Raw genomic sequence first — 16922 nt, forward strand, 5'->3', positions numbered from 1 at the left:
TTCAGACAGATCTGTAGAAATCGCCGGTAGTACGATAGTTCAGCTTTTGCATCGCTTTTTTCACGTTTTTTTTACAACGTGAAGCGTTGCACACCGGCGGATTTCTTCCACAGCATTGGCAGGATGGTTGTCAGGTCTTCGGCGCGGGCACTGGTCCAGAATTGCGGCTCGCGCGCTGGCCCGGCCGCCAGCAATTCGCGCTCGCGCAGCAGGCGCTGCAGCTGCCGCGCCACCGCGGCGCCAGTGTCGATGATCGCCACGTCGGCCGGGACCAGGTCGGCCAGCAGCGGACGCAGGAACGGGTAATGGGTGCAGCCCAGGATAAGGGTGTCGCAACCGGCGGCCAGCAAGGGCTGCACGTAGCCCTGCAGCAACTGCCGCAGCACCGGGCTGTTCAAGTCACCCTTCTCGATGCATTCCACCAGCCCTGGGCAGGGCTGGGTCACCACCTGCACATCGTTGGCGAAGCGGTCGAGCAAGGCGGCGAATTTCGCGCTCTGCAAGGTCCCGGTGGTCGCCAGCACCCCGACGACACCCGAGCGGGTGGCCGCCGCGGCGGGCTTGACCGCAGGCTCCATGCCTACCAGCGGCCAGCCGGGATAGCGCTCACGCAGGTCGGCGACCGCGGCGACCGTGGCGGTGTTGCACGCCAGCACCATGGCCTTGGCGCCCTGGGCGTGGAAAAAGTCGGCGATCAGCCTGCAGCGCTGGCGAATGTAGTCCGGGGACTTTTCGCCATAGGGCACATGGCCGCAGTCGGCCACATAGAGCAACGACTCATCCGGCAACAGGTTCTGGATCTCGCGCAGCACCGACAGGCCACCGACGCCGGAGTCCATCACGCCGACCGGCGCCAGGTGCTCAGCCATGCCGCGCGCCGCACACCGTGCAGGCCGGGTCGCGCTTGACCCGCAGTTCACGCATGCGCGTGCCCAGGGCATCGATCAACAGCAGCCGCCCTACCAGGGACTCGCCGAACCCGGCCAGCAGCTTCAGCGCTTCGAGTGCTTGCAGGCTGCCGACCAGGCCGACCAGAGGCCCGATCACCCCCGCTTCGCTGCAGGTCAGCTCGGCCTCGCTGCCATGCCCGTAGAGGCAGTGGTAGCACGGGCTGGTGGCCTGGCGCGGGTCGAATACCGAGAGCTGGCCCTCGAGACGGATCGCGGCGCCACTGACCAATGGGCGGCCAGCCGCGACGCAGGCTGCGTTGACCGCTTCACGGGTACCGAAGTTATCGGAGCAGTCGAGCACCAGGTCGACCGCCGAAACGGCAGCCGCCAGCGAGTCCTCGTCCAGCGCCTGGCGGTGCGCGACGAGGGTGATCTCGGGGTTGATCGCGCCCAGGCGCTGCAAGGCCGAGTCGACCTTGCTCAGGCCGACGGTAGCACTGTCATGGAGGATCTGGCGCTGCAGGTTGGTCACATCGACCGTGTCGAAGTCCGCCAGGTGCAGCTCGCCAACACCCGCCGCGGCCAGGTAAAGCGCCGCCGGCGAACCCAGGCCACCGAGACCGACGATCAGTACCCGGCTTTGCTTGAGTTTCAACTGGCCATCGATGTCTACCTGCGCCAGCAGGATCTGCCGGCTGTAGCGCAGCAGTTCCTGGTCGCTCAGCATGGCAGGCGTCCCAGGCTGATGCGTTCGTGCCCGCCCAGGTCGCGGCGGCTGTCCACGTCGGCAAAGCCGCGCTCGGCAAGCAGCGCGCGAACCGCGGCGGCCTGGTCGAAACCGTGTTCGAGCAACAGCCAGCCACCTGGCAGCAGGTAATCCGGAGCCTGGGCGATGATCGTGCGCAGGTCGTCCAGGCCATCGGCGCCCGCGACCAGCGCGCTGCTCGGCTCGAAACGCACGTCGCCGGCCACCAGGTGCGGGTCTTCGGCGGCAATGTACGGCGGGTTGCTGAGAATCAGGTCGAAATGCTCGCCGGCGAGGCTGTCGAACCAGTGGCTGGTCCGCACCTGCACATTCTCGAGGCGCAACCGCTGGCGATTGCGTTCGGCCAGCGCCACGGCTTCGTCGATGCGATCGACCGCGGTCACCTGCCAGGCCGGGCATTCGCTCGCCAGGGCCAGGGCGATGGCGCCGGTGCCGGTGCCCAGGTCAAGCACCCGCGCGGGGCTTGCCGGCACCCGTTCAAGCGCGGTTTCGACCAGCAATTCGGTGTCAGGGCGCGGGATCAGGGTATGCGGCGCGACCTCGAGGTCGAGCTTCCAGAACCCCTGCTGCCCGAGAATGTAGGCCACCGGTTCGCCGCCGCGGCGGCGCGCAAGGTAGCTGGCGAAGGTCTGCGCCGCCTCGCTGCTGACGATCCGCTCCGGCCAGGTGTGCAGGTAGCTGCGCGACTTGCCGATGGCGGCGGCGAGCAGCAGTTCGGCGTCCAGGCGCTCGGTGGGCGAATCCGGCAGCTGCGCGGCGCGCAGCAGGCTGGCGATGATGGTCATCAATCCCCCAGGGCGGCGAGTTGGTCGGCCTGGTATTCGGCCAGCAGCGGCTCGATCACGGCGTCGACACCGCCGGCCAGGACTTCGTCGAGCGAGTACAGGGTCAGGTTGATGCGGTGATCGGTCACCCGCCCCTGTGGATAGTTGTACGTGCGAATGCGCTCGGAGCGGTCTCCGGAACCCACCAACAGCTTGCGCTCGGTGGCGATGGCGTTCTGCGCCGCGCTGGTCTGGATGTCGTTGAGCTTGGCCGACAGCCACTGCATGGCACGGGCGCGGTTCTTGTGCTGCGACCGCTCCTCCTGGCACTCGGCGACAATCCCGGTCGGCAAGTGGGTGATGCGCACGGCCGAGTCGGTCTTGTTGATGTGCTGACCGCCCGCGCCCGAGGCGCGGTAGGTGTCCACGCGCAGGTCGGCCGGATTGATCTCGATCGCTACCTGCTCGTCCGGCTCTGGCAGCACCGCCACGGTGCATGCCGAGGTATGGATACGCCCTTGGGATTCGGTCTCGGGCACCCGCTGCACGCGGTGCGCGCCCGACTCGAACTTGAGCTTGCCGTACACGCTGTCGCCTTCGACCCGGGCGATGATCTCCTTGTAGCCGCCGTGCTCGCCTTCGTTTTCCGAGAGGATCTCGAGGCGCCAGCCACGCCGCTCGGCATAGCGCGAATACATGCGGAACAGGTCACCCGAGAAGATCGCCGCCTCGTCGCCACCGGTGCCGGCACGGATCTCCAGGAACACGTTGCGCCCGTCATTCGGGTCCTTGGGCAGCAGCATGCGCTGCAGCTGCGACTCGAGCACGACCAGCTGGTCCTTGGCGTCGCGGACTTCCTCGACGGCCATCTCGCGCAGGTCGGGGTCGGCGTCCTTGAGCAGCGCCTGGGCGCCCTCGAGGTCATCCTGGACCTTGCGCCATGCCTGGTAGGCGATGTGCACCGGCTCGACTTCGGCGTACTCGCGCGAATAGGCGCGAAAACGCGTCTGGTCGCTGATGACCTCGGCATCGCCCAGCAGGGCGGTCAGTTCCTCGAAGCGGTCCTGGAGCGTGTCCAGTTTATTGAGCAGCGACGCTTTCATTGCGGGGTTTTATCCGTCGAACCCTCATTGAGGGCAAAGAGTTCCTGAGCCATGGCCAGCGCATCGAGGCGGCCTTCGGCTGAGAGCTTTTTCAGCTGCACGCTGGGGGCGTGCAGCAGCTTGTTGGTCAGGCCGCGCGCCAGTTGCGCCAACACCTCGTCGGGGTTGGCGCCGTTGGCCAGCAGGCGCTGGGCCTTGTTCAGTTCTTCGTCGCGCAGGCGTTCGCTCTGCTGGCGGTAGGCCTTGAGCACATCCACCGCCGCCAGCTCGCGCAGGCGCACCATGAAATCCTCGGCGCCGGCCGTTACCAGTTCTTCCGCGGCCTGGGCCGCGCCCTGGCGGCTCTTGAGGTTTTCGGCGACCACGTCATGCAGATCATCGACGGTATAAAGGTAGACATCGTCCAGCTCGCCGACCTGTGCCTCGATATCCCGCGGCACGGCAATGTCGACCATGAAGATCGGCTTGTGCCTGCGCTGCTTGAGCGCGCTTTCGACGGCGCCCTTGCCCAGGATCGGCAACTGGCTGGCGGTGGAGCTGATGACGATGTCGCTGTTGGCCAGCTCCTGGGGAATATCGGCCAGCAGCACCGCGTGCGCGCCGAACTGCTCGGCCAGGATACTCGCACGCTCCAGCGTGCGGTTGGCGACGACGATGCGGCGCACCCCCTGCTCGTGCAAGTGGCGGGCGACCAAGGTGATGGTTTCGCCCGCACCGATCAGCAGCGCCTGGCTGCGACCCAGGTCGCTGAAGATCTGCTTGGCCAGGCTGACGGCGGCAAACGCCACCGATACCGGGTTCTCGCCGATGGCGGTGTCGGTGCGCACCTGCTTGGCGGCGCTGAACGTGGCCTGGAACAGGCGCCCGAGCAACGGCCCGACGGTGCCGGCCTCGCGCGCCACGGCGTAGGCCGACTTCATCTGGCCCAGAATCTGCGGCTCGCCCAGCACCAGCGAGTCGAGCCCGGAGGCGACCCGCATCATGTGCCGGACGGCGTCGTGCTCTTCGTGGACGTAGGCGCAGGCGCGCAGTTCGTCGAGGCTCAGCTGGTGATACTCGGCCAGCCAGCGCAGCACGCTGTCGGCTGCCAGGTGGTCCTGCTCTATATAAAGCTCGCTACGGTTGCAGGTCGACAGGATCGCCGCCTCGCGGCTGGCGGTCAGCCGACACAGCTGCTGCAAGGCATCGACCAGCTGCTCTGGAGTAAACGCCACGCGCTCGCGTACGTCTACCGAGGCAGTCTTATGGTTGATACCGAGGGCAAGAAAGGCCATGCAAGGTCGCTGGTTGTGACGGGAAGCCGATAATTGTCCTACTTCGCAGGATTCAGAACAACCACCGTTCGCTATTGTCCTAATAAACCGAGTCCATCGCAGGTGGGTTTTGCCCCTGTGCTTGTGTCATGATGTTCTGACCGCCGGTTAGCCGTACAAAGCCCTCATTTATGAATAGATCCTACGCATTGCTGCTTGCCCTCGCCCTGCTCCAGGGCTGCCAGAGCCTGGCCCCGCAAAGCCGGGAGGCCGCAGCCCCGGCCGCCGACGTCACCCCGGCAGAACCGGCGGCGCCCGTGGTGTACGGCTCGTTCAGCCAGGAAACGCTGTACAGCCTGCTGACCGCGGAGCTGGCAGGCCAGCGCAATCGCTTCGACATCGCTCTGCAGAACTATGTCGACCAGGCCATCAAGACCCAGGATCCGGCCGTGTCCGAACGGGCCTACCGCATCGCCGAGTACCTGGGCGCCGACGAGCCCGCCCTCGACACGGCCCTCATCTGGGCGCGCAACGACGCGAAGAACCTCGATGCCCAGCGCGCGGCCGCCATCCAGCTGGCCCGCGCGGGTCGCTACGACGACTCCATGACCTACATGGAAAAGGTGCTCCAGGGCCAGGGCGATACCCACTTCGACTTCCTCGCCCTGTCGGCCGCCGAGACCGACCAGTCGACCCGCGATGGCCTGCAACAGAGCTTCGACCGCCTGCTGGTCAAGTACCCCGACAACGGCCAGCTGGTGTTTGGCAAGGCCTTGCTGCTGCAGCAGGACGGCAACGCCCAGGCCGCGCTCGACCTGCTTGAAGAGCACCCGCCGCAGGAAGGCGAGATCGCCCCGATCCTGCTGCGGGCACGCCTGCTGCAAGCCGTTGACCGTGGTCCTGACGCACTGCCGCTGCTGCGCAAGGCCATCAGCGAGAACCCTGATGACAAGCGCCTGCGCCTGACCTATGCGCGCATGCTGGTCGAGCAGGACCGCCTGGCCGACGCCAAGGCCGAGTTCGTCAGCCTGGTCCAGCAGTACCCCGAGGATGACGAGCTGCGTTACTCCCTGGCGCTGGTGAGCCTTGAAAACAAGGAATGGGACGAGGCCGAGGGCTATCTGCAGGAGCTGGTCGAACGCGACAGCAATGTCGACGCCGCGCACCTCAACCTTGGCCGTATCCGCGAAGAACGCAACGACCCTGAAGGCGCGCTGCGCGAATACGCGCTCGTAGGCCCAGGCACCGACTACCTGCCAGCGCTGCTGCGCCAGTCCGATATCCTCATCGCCAACGGCCGCAGCGCCGAGGCCTCCCGGCTGCTGGCCGAGGCACGCGAGGCCCAGCCCGACTACGCCATCCAGCTCTACCTGATCGAAGCCGAAAGCCTGGGCAACAACGGCAAGCAGGCTCAGGCCGACCAGGTGCTGCAGCAGGCCATCCAGCGCTACCCCGACGACCTCAACCTGCTCTACACGCGCGCCATGCTGGCCGAAAAGCGTGACGACCTGCCGCAGATGGAGAAAGACCTGCGCGCGATCATCTCCCGCGAGCCCGAAAACGCCATGGCGCTGAACGCCCTTGGCTACACCCTGGCCGATCGCACCAGCCGCCTGGCCGAAGCCAAGGCGCTGATCGACAAGGCGCACCAGATCAACCCGGATGATCCGGCCGTGCTCGACAGCCTGGGCTGGATCAACTACCGCCTGGGCAACCTCGACGAGGCCGAACGCCTGTTGCGCCTGGCCCTGGAGCGTTACCCCGACCATGAAGTCGCCGCTCACCTGGGTGAAGTGCTCTGGGCCAATGGCAAGCGCCGCGAGGCGCGCCAGGTCTGGGCCGATGCCTTCGAAACCCAGCCCGACAGCCCTATCCTGCGCAAGACTGTCCTGCGCCTGACCGGATCCGAGACTCTCTAGACCATGTTCATGCGCCATTGCATCACCCTCACCCTGATCGCCCTGCTGGCGGGCTGCGCCGGCTTTGGTTCGCGCGAGGCCTTGCAGGGCCAGGGCAACCCTCAGCAGTGGCGCGAGCACAAGCAGCAGCTGACCGCCCTCGACGGCTGGCAGATCAACGGCAAGGTCGGCATCCGTGCCCCGCGCGACTCGGGCAGTGGCACGTTGTTCTGGCTGCAGCGCCAGGACTACTACGACATCCGCCTGGCCGGCCCGCTCGGCCGCGGCGCCGCGCGCCTGACCGGGCGCCCCGGCGGCGTGGTGCTGGAGGTGGCCAACCAGGGCCGCTATGAAGCTGAAAGCCCGGAGACCCTGCTCGAAGAACAACTCGGCTGGCGCCTGCCGGTTTCGCACCTGGTCTGGTGGGTGCGCGGCCTGCCCGCGCCCGACAGCAAGAGCCAGCTTACCCTTGATGGCGACAGCCGCCTGGCGAGCCTCGCCCAGGATGGCTGGAAGGTCGAATACCTGAGCTACGCCGAGCAGAACGGCTACTGGCTGCCAGAACGCCTGAAGTTGCACGGCGAGAACCTCGACGTGACCCTGGTGGTCAAGGACTGGCAGCCGCGCCAGCTGGGCCTTTGAGCATGCGGCACGCAACACTGGTACTGCCCGCTCCCGCCAAGCTCAACCTGTGGTTGCACATCCTGGGCCGCCGTCCGGACGGCTATCACCTGCTCGAAACCGTCTTCCAGTTCATCGACCATGCCGACGAGCTGGGTTTCGCGGTGCGCCAGGACGGTGACATCCGCTTGCACGACGCCATCGACTCGGTGCCCCATGACAGCAACCTGATCGTGCGCGCCGCGCGCCAGCTGCAACAATTGTCCGGCTGTCCGCTGGGCGCCGATATCTGGTTGCGCAAGGTCCTGCCCATGGGCGGCGGCATTGGCGGCGGCAGTTCGGATGCGGCCACCACCTTGCTGGGCCTGGCTCATCTGTGGAAGCTGGACTGCACCCTCGACCAGCTCGCCGAGCTGGGCCTGACCCTTGGCGCGGACGTGCCGGTGTTCGTGCGCGGGCATGCCGCCTTCGCCGAAGGTGTCGGCGAACAGCTTACCCCGGTCGATCCCGAAGAGCCTTGGTACGTCGTGCTCGTCCCGCAAGTCGCTGTTAGTACAGCAGAAATTTTTTCACATCCGCTGTTGACACGTGATTCCTTGCCCCTTAAGATGCGCCCCGTTCCCAAGGGAAACAGTCGTAATGACTGCCAACCGGTCGTTGAGCAGAGTTACCCAGAAGTACGTAACTCGTTGAATTTGCTTGGCAAGTTCACTGATGCAAGACTGACCGGAACTGGAAGTTGTGTGTTTGGGGCCTTCCCAAGCAAAGCTGAAGCTGATAAAGTTCTGGCCCTTCTTTCAGAGACCCAAACAGGGTTTGTGGCAAAAGGAAGCAACATTTCGATGTTGCATCGCACGCTGCAAAGTCTGCTCTAGGAATCGAGTATCAGGTACTCGAAAGCAACAGATACAGGGGCGTCGCCAAGCGGTAAGGCAGCAGGTTTTGATCCTGCCATGCGTTGGTTCGAATCCAGCCGCCCCTGCCATTTTCCTTATACTCATCCAGGTATACCCTCAGCCTTCAGGTACTGCGCGTGTCCAAGATGATGGTCTTTACGGGGAACGCTAACCCCGATCTGGCTCGGCGTGTCGTACGTCAGCTGCATATCCCACTGGGTGATGTTTCTGTCGGCAAATTCTCCGACGGCGAAATCAGCACTGAGATTAATGAAAACGTCCGCGGTAAAGACGTCTTCATCATTCAGCCGACTTGCGCGCCAACCAACGATAACCTGATGGAACTGGTAGTGATGGCCGATGCCTTCCGCCGCTCCTCAGCCTCCCGAATCACCGCCGTGATTCCGTACTTCGGATACGCCCGCCAGGACCGCCGTCCGCGTTCGGCACGTGTAGCCATCAGCGCCAAAGTTGTCGCTGACATGCTCACTGTCGTGGGTATCGACCGTGTTCTCACCGTCGACCTGCACGCTGACCAGATCCAGGGTTTCTTCGATATTCCCGTCGACAACATCTACGGCTCGCCCGTTCTGGTCGACGATATCGAAGACCAGCGTTTCGAGAACCTGATGATTGTCTCCCCGGACATCGGTGGCGTCGTGCGTGCACGTGCCGTTGCCAAGTCCCTGGGCGTCGACCTGGGTATCATCGATAAACGCCGTGAAAAGGCCAATCACTCCGAAGTGATGCATATCATCGGCGACGTCGAAGGGCGCACCTGCATCCTGGTAGACGACATGGTCGACACCGCCGGCACCCTGTGCCACGCGGCCAAGGCCCTGAAAGAACACGGCGCTGCGAAGGTCTATGCCTACTGCACGCACCCTGTCCTCTCGGGTCGGGCGATCGAGAACATCGAGAAATCCGTGCTGGACGAGCTGGTGGTGACCAACACCATCCCGCTGTCCGCTGCAGCACAAGCCTGTGACCGTATCCGCCAGCTGGATATCGCACCGGTCGTCGCCGAGGCGGTCCGCCGCATCAGCAACGAAGAATCGATCAGCGCGATGTTCCGCTAAGGGCCCTGCCCCACGCGAAACACCCGTTGATGAAAAGCGCCCCGCCCCAACACTTCCGTTGGGGCGGGGCTTTTTTGCCCACCCCGCGTTGGCGCTGGTCGCAAGCGCCACTCGGGGCTGGCTATTTTGGAGAAGCAAAATGACCGATTTCATCCTGAACGCACAAGCGCGTACTGACCTGGGGAAAGGTGCGAGCCGCCGCCTGCGTCACGCTCTGAGCATCCCTGCCGTTGTATACGGTGGCGATAAAGAAGCCCAGTCCCTGACCATCGTGGCCAAGGAAATCGCCAAGCTGTTCGAAAACGAGGCTGCCTTCAGCCACGTGATCGAGCTGAACGTTGACGGCGTAAAGCAGAACGTCATCGTCAAGGCCATGCAGCGTCACCCAGCCAAGCAGTTCATCATGCACGCCGACTTCGTTCGCGTCGTTGCTGGCCAGAAGCTGACCGCTGTTGTTCCTGTGCACTTCATCAACGAAGAAGCGCCGGTCAAGAAAGGCGGCGAGATCTCGCACGTTGAATCGCAGATCGAAGTGTCCTGCGAAGCCAAGGACCTGCCTGAGTTCATCGAAGTCGACCTGGGCAATGCCGAAATCGGCACCATCATCCACCTGTCGGACCTCAAAGCTCCGAAAGGCGTCGAGTTCGTAGCCCTGGCCCACGGTGATGACAAGGCTGTTGCCAACGTCCACGCACCGCGCGTTGCTCCAGAAGCTGAAGAAGGCGCTGCCGAGTAATCCACTCGCGCGCCGGTGTTGATCGGGTTACAGTGCCGCGCACCGTAACCCACCAACTCCAAGGAAGAGCCCCTACGTGACCGCCATCCAGTTGATCGTCGGCCTGGGAAATCCCGGCCCCGAATACGAACAGACCCGGCATAACGCAGGGGCTCTTTTCGTTGAACGTATTGCCAGCGCCCAGCGTGTGTCATTGAACGCTGACCGTAAGTATTTCGGCCTGACGGCTAAATTCAGCCATCAAGGCAACGATGTTCGTTTGCTGATTCCCACCACCTACATGAACCGCAGCGGCCAGTCCGTGGCGGCATTGGCCAATTTCTTCCGGATCAGACCGGAGGCCATCCTGGTGGCGCACGACGAACTCGACCTGCCCCCCGGCGTTGCCAAGCTCAAGCGCGGCGGCGGCCATGGTGGGCACAACGGCCTGCGCGACATCATCGCGCAGCTCGGCAACCAGAACGACTTTCATCGCCTGCGGCTCGGCATCGGCCACCCGGGGGATGCCAAGCTGGTCTCCAACTTCGTCCTGGGTCGCGCGCCGCGCACCGAGCAGGACAAGCTCGACGCCAGCATCGACTTTGCCCTCGGCGTGCTGCCCGATGTGCTCGCTGGCGACTTCGCCAAGGCGATGCGCGAACTGCACAGCCAGAAGGCCTGATCTCTCAAGAGGGGAATTCCCATGGGTTTCAATTGCGGCATCGTCGGCCTGCCCAACGTCGGCAAGTCCACCCTGTTCAACGCGCTGACCAAGTCCGGTATCGCAGCTGAGAACTTCCCCTTCTGCACCATCGAGCCGAACAGCGGTATCGTGCCGATGCCCGACGCGCGCCTCGATGCCCTCGCGGCCATCGTCAAGCCGAACCGCGTGCTGCCGACCACCATGGAGTTCGTCGACATTGCCGGCCTGGTTGCCGGTGCCTCCAAGGGTGAAGGCCTGGGCAACAAGTTCCTCGCCAACATCCGCGAGACCGACGCCATCGCCCACGTGGTGCGCTGCTTCGAAGACGAAAACGTGATCCACGTTTCCAACAGCGTCGACCCCAAGCGCGACATCGAGATCATCGACCTCGAGCTGATCTTCGCCGACCTCGACAGCTGCGAGAAGCAGCTGCAGAAGGTTGCCCGCAACGCCAAGGGCGGTGACAAGGACGCCCTGGCGCAAAAGGCCATCCTCGAGAAGCTCATCCCTCACTTCACCGAAGGCAAGCCTGCGCGCAGCCTGATGAAAGACATGGGCGCCGATGAGAAGGCCGTGATCCGCGGCTTCCATCTGCTGACCAGCAAGCCGGTCATGTACATCGCCAACGTCGCCGAAGACGGCTTCGAGAACAACCCGCACCTGGATGTGGTCAAGGCCATCGCCGAGGAAGAAGGCGCGGTCGTGGTGCCGGTGTGCAACAAGATCGAAGCCGAGATCGCCGAGCTCGATGAAGGCGAAGAGAAAGACATGTTCCTCGAGGCCCTCGGCCTCGAAGAGCCCGGCCTGAACCGTGTCATCCGCGCCGGTTACGGCCTGCTCAACCTGCAGACCTACTTCACCGCAGGCGTCCAGGAAGTCCGTGCCTGGACCGTGCGCATCGGCGCCACCGCGCCACAGGCCGCCGGCGTGATCCACACCGACTTCGAAAAAGGCTTCATCCGTGCCGAAGTGGTCGCCTACGACGACTTCATCCAGTACAACGGTGAAGGCGGCGCGAAGGAAGCGGGCAAGTGGCGGTTGGAAGGCAAGGAGTACATCGTCAAGGATGGTGACGTGATGCACTTCCGTTTTAACGTCTGATGGATGCCGTGGAATTCCACGGTACTTGAAAGCCTTCAAAACCCCCGTGATCGTCAGGCGATACGGGGGTTTTGTGTTTTTGGGCCACCATTTTCATCCATTGAGATCCGAGCGTTCGTTGACTACTCTTCCGGGTACGACGCCCATAACCCGATTTCAAAAACCGGGTATGGCGAAAACCGGAGATCAGACGATGCTTACTGATACCCAATGCCGCACCGCGAAGTCCAAGGACAAACCTTACAAACTCACGGATGGAAAAGGCCTGTATCTCGAGGTCAAACCCAACGGCACCAAAGCGTGGCGCTACCGATTCAGTATCCGTATCACAGACACCACCAAGGAAAGCACCTTCGCGGTGGGTGACTATGCCATTGCGCCCCGTGGCGAGAGTGATGAAGACGCCCTGGCACGTCGTAAAGGTCGACGCTTTACCCTGGCAGAAGCACGCGAAGAACGTATCAAGGCCCGAGACCTGGTGAAACAAGGCATCAATCCCGCCAGACATCGACAACTGCTACGCATCAAGCAGCAGCAAGACAACGCCACTACATTCGAGGCGGTCGCGCGGGAGTGGCTGGCACTCAAAGACTGGGAAGACATCACCAAGGTCAAGCGTCTGGAAATGCTCGAACGCGTAGTGTTCCCGAAGATTGGTCCGTGGCCGATCAAGAGCATTACCCCCGCCCACATCCTTGATGTGCTCACTACTTCCGCCAAGAAAAACGGCCTGACGGTCGCTGCGGCGGCTAAACGGAGCATGTCCGGTATTTTCGAACTCGCCGTCTCGACGCTGCGAGCAGATACAGACCCGGTCTATCCAGTCCGCCGCGCCCTACCCGCTAACAAAACTCAGCACAAACGTCCGCTAACAACCGATGAAATTGGCCAGCTTTTACGCGACGTGGAAGGCCACTGCGGGCGTCATGAAACAGAAATCGCCTTTCGCCTGATGTGGCTGACGCTATGCAGACCCAATGAAGCAGTCGAAGCCCGCTGGGCAGAGTTCGACCTGGATGCAGCTCGCTGGCGTATCCCGGCCGAGCGAATGAAGAAGCGTAAAGAGCACAACGTGCCCCTGCCAACTCAGGCTGTCGCAATGTTACGAGGCTTGCAAACCGTCACTGGCAAATACGAGCACCTCTTCCCCCATCGAGATGAACGCTCGAAACCCATGGTCGCGGCGTCGTTTCGCCAGATGCTGAAATCCTTGGGCTGGAGTGGGAAGTACAGCCCTCATGCCACCAGGACCACGGGGAGCACCCGCCTCAATGAATTGGGCTATCCGGGAGACTGGATTGAGCGTCAACTTGCCCATGCTGAACCGAACGCGGTGCGACGCACCTACAATCAGGCGGAATACTTGGCAGATCGCACAGTCATGATGCAGCAGTGGGCAGATATGCTCGACGCATGGATGCGCGGGGAAACGAATATTACGCCGATCACCAAGAGCATGGCCCGATAAAGACGCGTCCACGGTGTGGCGACAGCGGCGACACTGGCGACATCCCACGTGCGACTTGGCCGGCAGCAGGCGACATCGGTGGCGACTGTCGCCGTGGTACGACGTGAACGACGGCTTTTCAGTCAAAGTCCCTGCGCATAGGAAGGCTCCGCATTCCCATGCACAGGGGGCTCGCATCAAGAAGGCGACAAACGGCCCATCGTCCACTCACCACCACTCACGGCTACCTCTTTCCGCTATCGAATTTTGGCGCAATGAGCAGTGCCTAACTTGATTGACCCAGCCATCCCACCGGCGCTAGAAAGAAGCCTCGAAGCGCTGCCGCTGGCAGCACCCAGGTGACCCGAACCTTCAAGGTCACGCCGCTTTATGCGGTGGTTCTCCCAAGGGCGATTAGCATCCGGCAGCTCGCCCGGTCACCTTCCCGGTGATGGGTGCTCTTTAACCTCATGGCCCTCGTGCGCCAGCTACACCGTACTGCGCTGTCCTGCAGCAACCTAATCGCTTGGCCGATTCTTGCGCCAACTTGCGCCCGTCTCTTTTTCCAGAAAAGAGACGGGCGCTCCTGACACTGCTGCAGCCCTGATCGCACATGGCTTTGCGGCAATCCCCCTCGTGACAATCGGCGTGACAAACGCCGATGTCACCAGCAACAGCGCTGTAGATGATGGTGCCGCAGCCCAGGGAATGGACTGCACCTGACTGACAGTCAGGCATGCCCCGGTCATCGCATTGCTGCTTGCTTGTGGCTCAGGATCTCGCGGCGCTGGTCTCGTCAGCCAGTGCAGCCTCCACCCGCCCACCGCTATCGGTGCTCAGGAGGCCAGATCATGAGATGCCCTTGCTCTTGGTCGTAAGGAGCCGCCAGTCCCGCGTCAGTGGACACCCTCACAGGTCGCAGGGGCCTTGATCCCTGATAACACTCAGCATTCTTGGCGGGATGACGTGAGGATGGACTTCAGGCTAGCTAAGAGAGGACACAGATCATGGCTGTAGTTGAAACGCGAGGTGGGTGGAAGGTCAGTCCCAAGACTAGCGAAGCCGGCCCCATTCAAGCTTCACGAAAACCTGAAGTTGGACACCTCGTCATCGCAAGGGCTATTGTTTGGTAACCTCTACGCTTACTGGTTCACTGAGGATTGTAGCGAGAGGCTACAAGCTTCACCTGGGACGTAGAGGCTGAAGACGGTGATAGATACTAGCCTGGTGGCGAAGCTAAAGGCTGAAAATGCAAGATTGGTCGCCTTGCTGGATGCTCATGGCATCGATTGGCGTCTGCCGGCCGAGCCAGTCAAGATCGAGGTTGTTCAAGCAGAACACACACAACAATTCGGCACAGAAGCAAAGCTTGCCCTATTCCGGAGCTTGTTTCGTGGTAGGACAGACGTTTATCCAATTCGCTGGGAAAGCAAGTCAGGCAAATCAGGATACACACCCGCCTGCGCAAATGAATGGAAACCTGGCGTTTGTGAAAAGCCCCGAATTAAATGCGGGGACTGCGGTAATCGTCAGCTACTTCCTCTCACCGATGAGGTCGTTTATCGCCATCTAGCTGGTGAAGTGGTTATTGGCATCTACCCCCTGCTCCCGGATGACACCTGCTATCTTCTGGCGGTCGACTTTGATGAAGCCGAATGGCGTGATGATGCACGAGCCTTCGCTCAGTCGTGTCATGAACTGAACGTACCAATGGCACTGGAAATATCCCGTTCAGGTAAAGGCGCTCATTGCTGGATTTTCTTCAAGCAAAGTGTTCCCGCTCATGATGCCCGACGTCTTGGTGCGGCAATCATCAGCCATGCATGTGAACGTACACGCCAATTGGCACTCACTTCTTATGATCGGTTGTTCCCAAATCAGGACTACATGCCTAAAGGCGGCTTCGGAAATCTCATCGCGCTTCCATTGCAAAAGCGAGCCAGAGCTCACAACAACAGCGTTTTTGTCGACAGCGAGCTTGAACCTTATCTCGATCAGTGGGCCTTCTTAGCATCGGTTCAGAAAATGCCTCCGGAGGATATTCCGTTCGTTGTCACCCAAGCGATGGGGAAGCAGGACCCTACAGGAGTCATGTATGTTGACGACGACGGCGATGCAGAACCTTGGAAGGCCCGTGAGTCAAAGTCACCAAAATTGACGTGCCCATTGCCAGCCTCTATCAACGTCACGCTGGCTAACATGATTTACTTTGAAAAGTCGGCGTTGCCGCAACCATTAGCAAACCAGCTTGTCCGGCTAGCCGCGTTTCAAAATCCCGAATTCTACAAAGCTCAAGCCATGCGCATGTCGGTGTGGAACAAGCCGAGAATAATCGGTTGCGCCCAGAACTTCCCCAAACATATTGCGCTGCCACGTGGCTGCCTGGATGCTGCACTGGAGCTGCTAGGGGTAAATGGCATCTCTCCTGAGTTTCAAGATGAACGCTTCGCCGGTGACCCGATTGACGTGAGTTTCCTCGGGACCTTGCGTCCAGACCAGGAAGATGCCATCGGCAAAATGCTGAATCATGATACCGGAATTCTTTGCGCACCTACGGCGTTCGGCAAAACGGTCAGCGCAGCTGCATTGATTGCTAGACGTGGCGTTAACACATTAATACTTGTGCATCGGACCGAATTATTAAGACAGTGGCAAGAACGCGTGCAAGCGTTCTTGGGTGTTGGCAAGGGTGTGGTTGGAACGATTGGGGGCGGAAAAGCAAAACCTACAGGCATCATCGATATTGCCGTAATGCAATCGTTATCGCGAAAAGGTGAGATCAGCGATCACGTAAAAAACTACGGGCAAATTATCGTCGATGAGTGTCATCACCTGTCAGCAGTGTCATTCGAGGCACTACTGAGAACCGCGACTGCACGATACGTGTTGGGCCTTACGGCAACCCCAGTGCGACGAGATGGGCAACAGCCAATCATTTTCATGCAATGCGGACCGATCCGACACTCTGCCGCTCGACCGGCGAGCGCACCTCATGATCTATCTGTCGTACCTCGACTGCTGCCAAAGCCTGTGGTGGTCCCCGACGGTTCTGGAATCCAAGACGTTTTTCGGAAGTTAGCAGACGACTCTGAGCGCACAGCCAAAATCGTCTCGGAGATCGAGCTGGCGTACAGCCAAGGTAGAAAAATTCTGGTGCTAACAGAGCGGACGGAGCATGTGGATACCTTGGAGTTGGAGTTGAAGCACCGCGTGAACAACCTTTTCACACTTCATGGGCGAGTGCCTAAAAAACAACGAATTGCCCGTATGCATGAGCTTGAGTGCCTCCCCCCTGATGCACCACGAGTACTCTTGGCAACGGGAAAACTAGTGGGTGAAGGCTTCGATCATCCGCCATTGGACACGCTGGTGCTGGCAATGCCTATCTCATGGAAGGGAATCCTCCAGCAGTATGCAGGACGGTTGCATCGATCACATGCCGACAAAGCTGACGTGCGAGTGATCGACTTCGTTGACGAGGGGAATGCCGCGCTGGTGAGAATGTGGGATAAGCGCCAAGCAGGTTACAAAGCGATGGGCTACCGTATGGCCGACGCCCTGGTTACCATGGATCTACTTTAAACGTGATTCGACGGCTCATAGGGCACCACTCCGGTGAGATAACGAAACCATAAGCATCTTCAAAAGCGGGTTTAAAAGCGGGTACACATCCCGCTTGATAGCAC

14 protein-coding genes and 1 tRNA gene are annotated in these 16922 nt (G+C 61.5%); 10 read left to right on the top strand and 5 right to left on the bottom strand.

The genetic code is table 11. The annotated features are described in order from the left end of the window. Positions 1–71: 71 nt before the first annotated feature. Genes murI through hemA form a run of 5 tightly spaced genes read right to left on the bottom strand, consistent with a single transcriptional unit; the run spans position 72 to position 4797 of the window. Complete coding sequence (gene murI / locus VJS90_RS12905) at positions 72–869, bottom strand: glutamate racemase (protein WP_324122043.1); 798 nt, start codon at positions 867–869, stop codon at positions 72–74. After that, positions 862–1617 carry a molybdopterin-synthase adenylyltransferase MoeB gene (locus tag VJS90_RS12910; protein ID WP_324122044.1) on the bottom strand — a complete coding sequence of 252 codons (756 nt, stop codon included), beginning with the start codon at positions 1615–1617 and terminating at the stop codon, positions 862–864. The genes murI and VJS90_RS12910 overlap by 8 nt, the downstream gene beginning before the upstream one ends. Then, positions 1611–2441: a peptide chain release factor N(5)-glutamine methyltransferase gene (gene prmC, locus VJS90_RS12915; protein ID WP_324122045.1), complete on the bottom strand. Its 831-nt coding sequence runs from the start codon at positions 2439–2441 to the stop codon at positions 1611–1613. The genes VJS90_RS12910 and prmC overlap by 7 nt, the downstream gene beginning before the upstream one ends. Next, on the bottom strand, positions 2441–3523 hold the full coding sequence (gene prfA, locus VJS90_RS12920) for a peptide chain release factor 1 (RefSeq protein WP_324122046.1): 1083 nt from the start codon (positions 3521–3523) through the stop codon (positions 2441–2443). The genes prmC and prfA overlap by 1 nt, the downstream gene beginning before the upstream one ends. Continuing rightward, positions 3520–4797, bottom strand: a complete 1278-nt coding sequence (hemA, locus tag VJS90_RS12925; protein ID WP_324122047.1) for a glutamyl-tRNA reductase — start codon at positions 4795–4797, stop codon at positions 3520–3522. Before hemA ends, prfA begins: the two co-directional genes overlap by 4 nt. 170 nt (positions 4798–4967) lie before the next feature. Between hemA and VJS90_RS12930 the strand changes: the two genes are divergently transcribed. The 10 genes from VJS90_RS12930 to VJS90_RS12975 all read left to right on the top strand — a co-directional run bounded on the left by VJS90_RS12930 (position 4968) and on the right by VJS90_RS12975 (position 16818). Continuing rightward, a complete protein-coding gene (locus tag VJS90_RS12930) occupies positions 4968–6695 on the top strand; it encodes a tetratricopeptide repeat protein (protein WP_324122048.1) in 1728 nt (575 codons plus the stop codon). Between the two features lie 3 nt (positions 6696–6698). Next, positions 6699–7316 (top strand): lipoprotein insertase outer membrane protein LolB, encoded by a 618-nt coding sequence (gene lolB, locus VJS90_RS12935; RefSeq protein WP_324122049.1) that lies wholly within the window; start codon positions 6699–6701, stop codon positions 7314–7316. A 2-nt stretch (positions 7317–7318) separates the two neighbouring features. Next, positions 7319–8170: a 4-(cytidine 5'-diphospho)-2-C-methyl-D-erythritol kinase gene (gene ispE, locus VJS90_RS12940; RefSeq protein ID WP_324122050.1), complete on the top strand. Its 852-nt coding sequence runs from the start codon at positions 7319–7321 to the stop codon at positions 8168–8170. A gap of 35 nt (positions 8171–8205) precedes the next feature. After that, positions 8206–8280, top strand: a tRNA-Gln gene (locus VJS90_RS12945). 48 nt (positions 8281–8328) lie between these two features. Beyond that, a complete protein-coding gene (locus VJS90_RS12950) occupies positions 8329–9270 on the top strand; it encodes a ribose-phosphate pyrophosphokinase (RefSeq protein WP_099773531.1) in 942 nt (313 codons plus the stop codon). Positions 9271–9409: 139 nt separating this feature from the next. After that, complete coding sequence (locus tag VJS90_RS12955; RefSeq protein WP_324122051.1) at positions 9410–10006, top strand: 50S ribosomal protein L25/general stress protein Ctc; 597 nt, start codon at positions 9410–9412, stop codon at positions 10004–10006. A gap of 76 nt (positions 10007–10082) precedes the next feature. Then, the gene (gene pth, locus VJS90_RS12960; protein ID WP_324122052.1) at positions 10083–10667 is read left to right on the top strand and encodes an aminoacyl-tRNA hydrolase; all 585 of its coding nucleotides are present in this window, start codon (positions 10083–10085) and stop codon (positions 10665–10667) included. Positions 10668–10688: 21 nt separating this feature from the next. Next, positions 10689–11789, top strand: a complete 1101-nt coding sequence (ychF, locus tag VJS90_RS12965) for a redox-regulated ATPase YchF (RefSeq protein ID WP_324122053.1) — start codon at positions 10689–10691, stop codon at positions 11787–11789. Between the two features lie 193 nt (positions 11790–11982). Beyond that, on the top strand, positions 11983–13257 hold the full coding sequence (locus VJS90_RS12970; RefSeq protein WP_324122089.1) for a tyrosine-type recombinase/integrase: 1275 nt from the start codon (positions 11983–11985) through the stop codon (positions 13255–13257). Between the two features lie 1188 nt (positions 13258–14445). Further along, on the top strand, positions 14446–16818 hold the full coding sequence (locus VJS90_RS12975) for a TOTE conflict system archaeo-eukaryotic primase domain-containing protein (protein WP_324122054.1): 2373 nt from the start codon (positions 14446–14448) through the stop codon (positions 16816–16818). Positions 16819–16922: the final 104 nt, after the last annotated feature.

This window comes from Pseudomonas sp. (genome assembly GCF_035277045.1).
Classification (GTDB): domain Bacteria; phylum Pseudomonadota; class Gammaproteobacteria; order Pseudomonadales; family Pseudomonadaceae; genus Aquipseudomonas.

Bases quoted from the DNA above. Each gene is read 5' to 3' on its own strand.
- murI (WP_324122043.1), bottom strand. From the start codon at position 869: ATGGCTGAGCACCTGGCGCCGGTCGGCGTGATGGACTCCGGCGTCGGT.
- VJS90_RS12930 (WP_324122048.1), top strand. From the start codon at position 4,968: ATGAATAGATCCTACGCATTGCTGCTTGCCCTCGCCCTGCTCCAGGGC.
- ychF (WP_324122053.1), top strand. From the start codon at position 10,689: ATGGGTTTCAATTGCGGCATCGTCGGCCTGCCCAACGTCGGCAAGTCC.
- VJS90_RS12910 (WP_324122044.1), bottom strand. From the start codon at position 1,617: ATGCTGAGCGACCAGGAACTGCTGCGCTACAGCCGGCAGATCCTGCTG.
- lolB (WP_324122049.1), top strand. From the start codon at position 6,699: ATGTTCATGCGCCATTGCATCACCCTCACCCTGATCGCCCTGCTGGCG.
- prmC (WP_324122045.1), bottom strand. From the start codon at position 2,441: ATGACCATCATCGCCAGCCTGCTGCGCGCCGCGCAGCTGCCGGATTCG.
- VJS90_RS12955 (WP_324122051.1), top strand. From the start codon at position 9,410: ATGACCGATTTCATCCTGAACGCACAAGCGCGTACTGACCTGGGGAAA.
- VJS90_RS12970 (WP_324122089.1), top strand. From the start codon at position 11,983: ATGCTTACTGATACCCAATGCCGCACCGCGAAGTCCAAGGACAAACCT.
- prfA (WP_324122046.1), bottom strand. From the start codon at position 3,523: ATGAAAGCGTCGCTGCTCAATAAACTGGACACGCTCCAGGACCGCTTC.
- ispE (WP_324122050.1), top strand. From the start codon at position 7,319: ATGCGGCACGCAACACTGGTACTGCCCGCTCCCGCCAAGCTCAACCTG.
- hemA (WP_324122047.1), bottom strand. From the start codon at position 4,797: ATGGCCTTTCTTGCCCTCGGTATCAACCATAAGACTGCCTCGGTAGAC.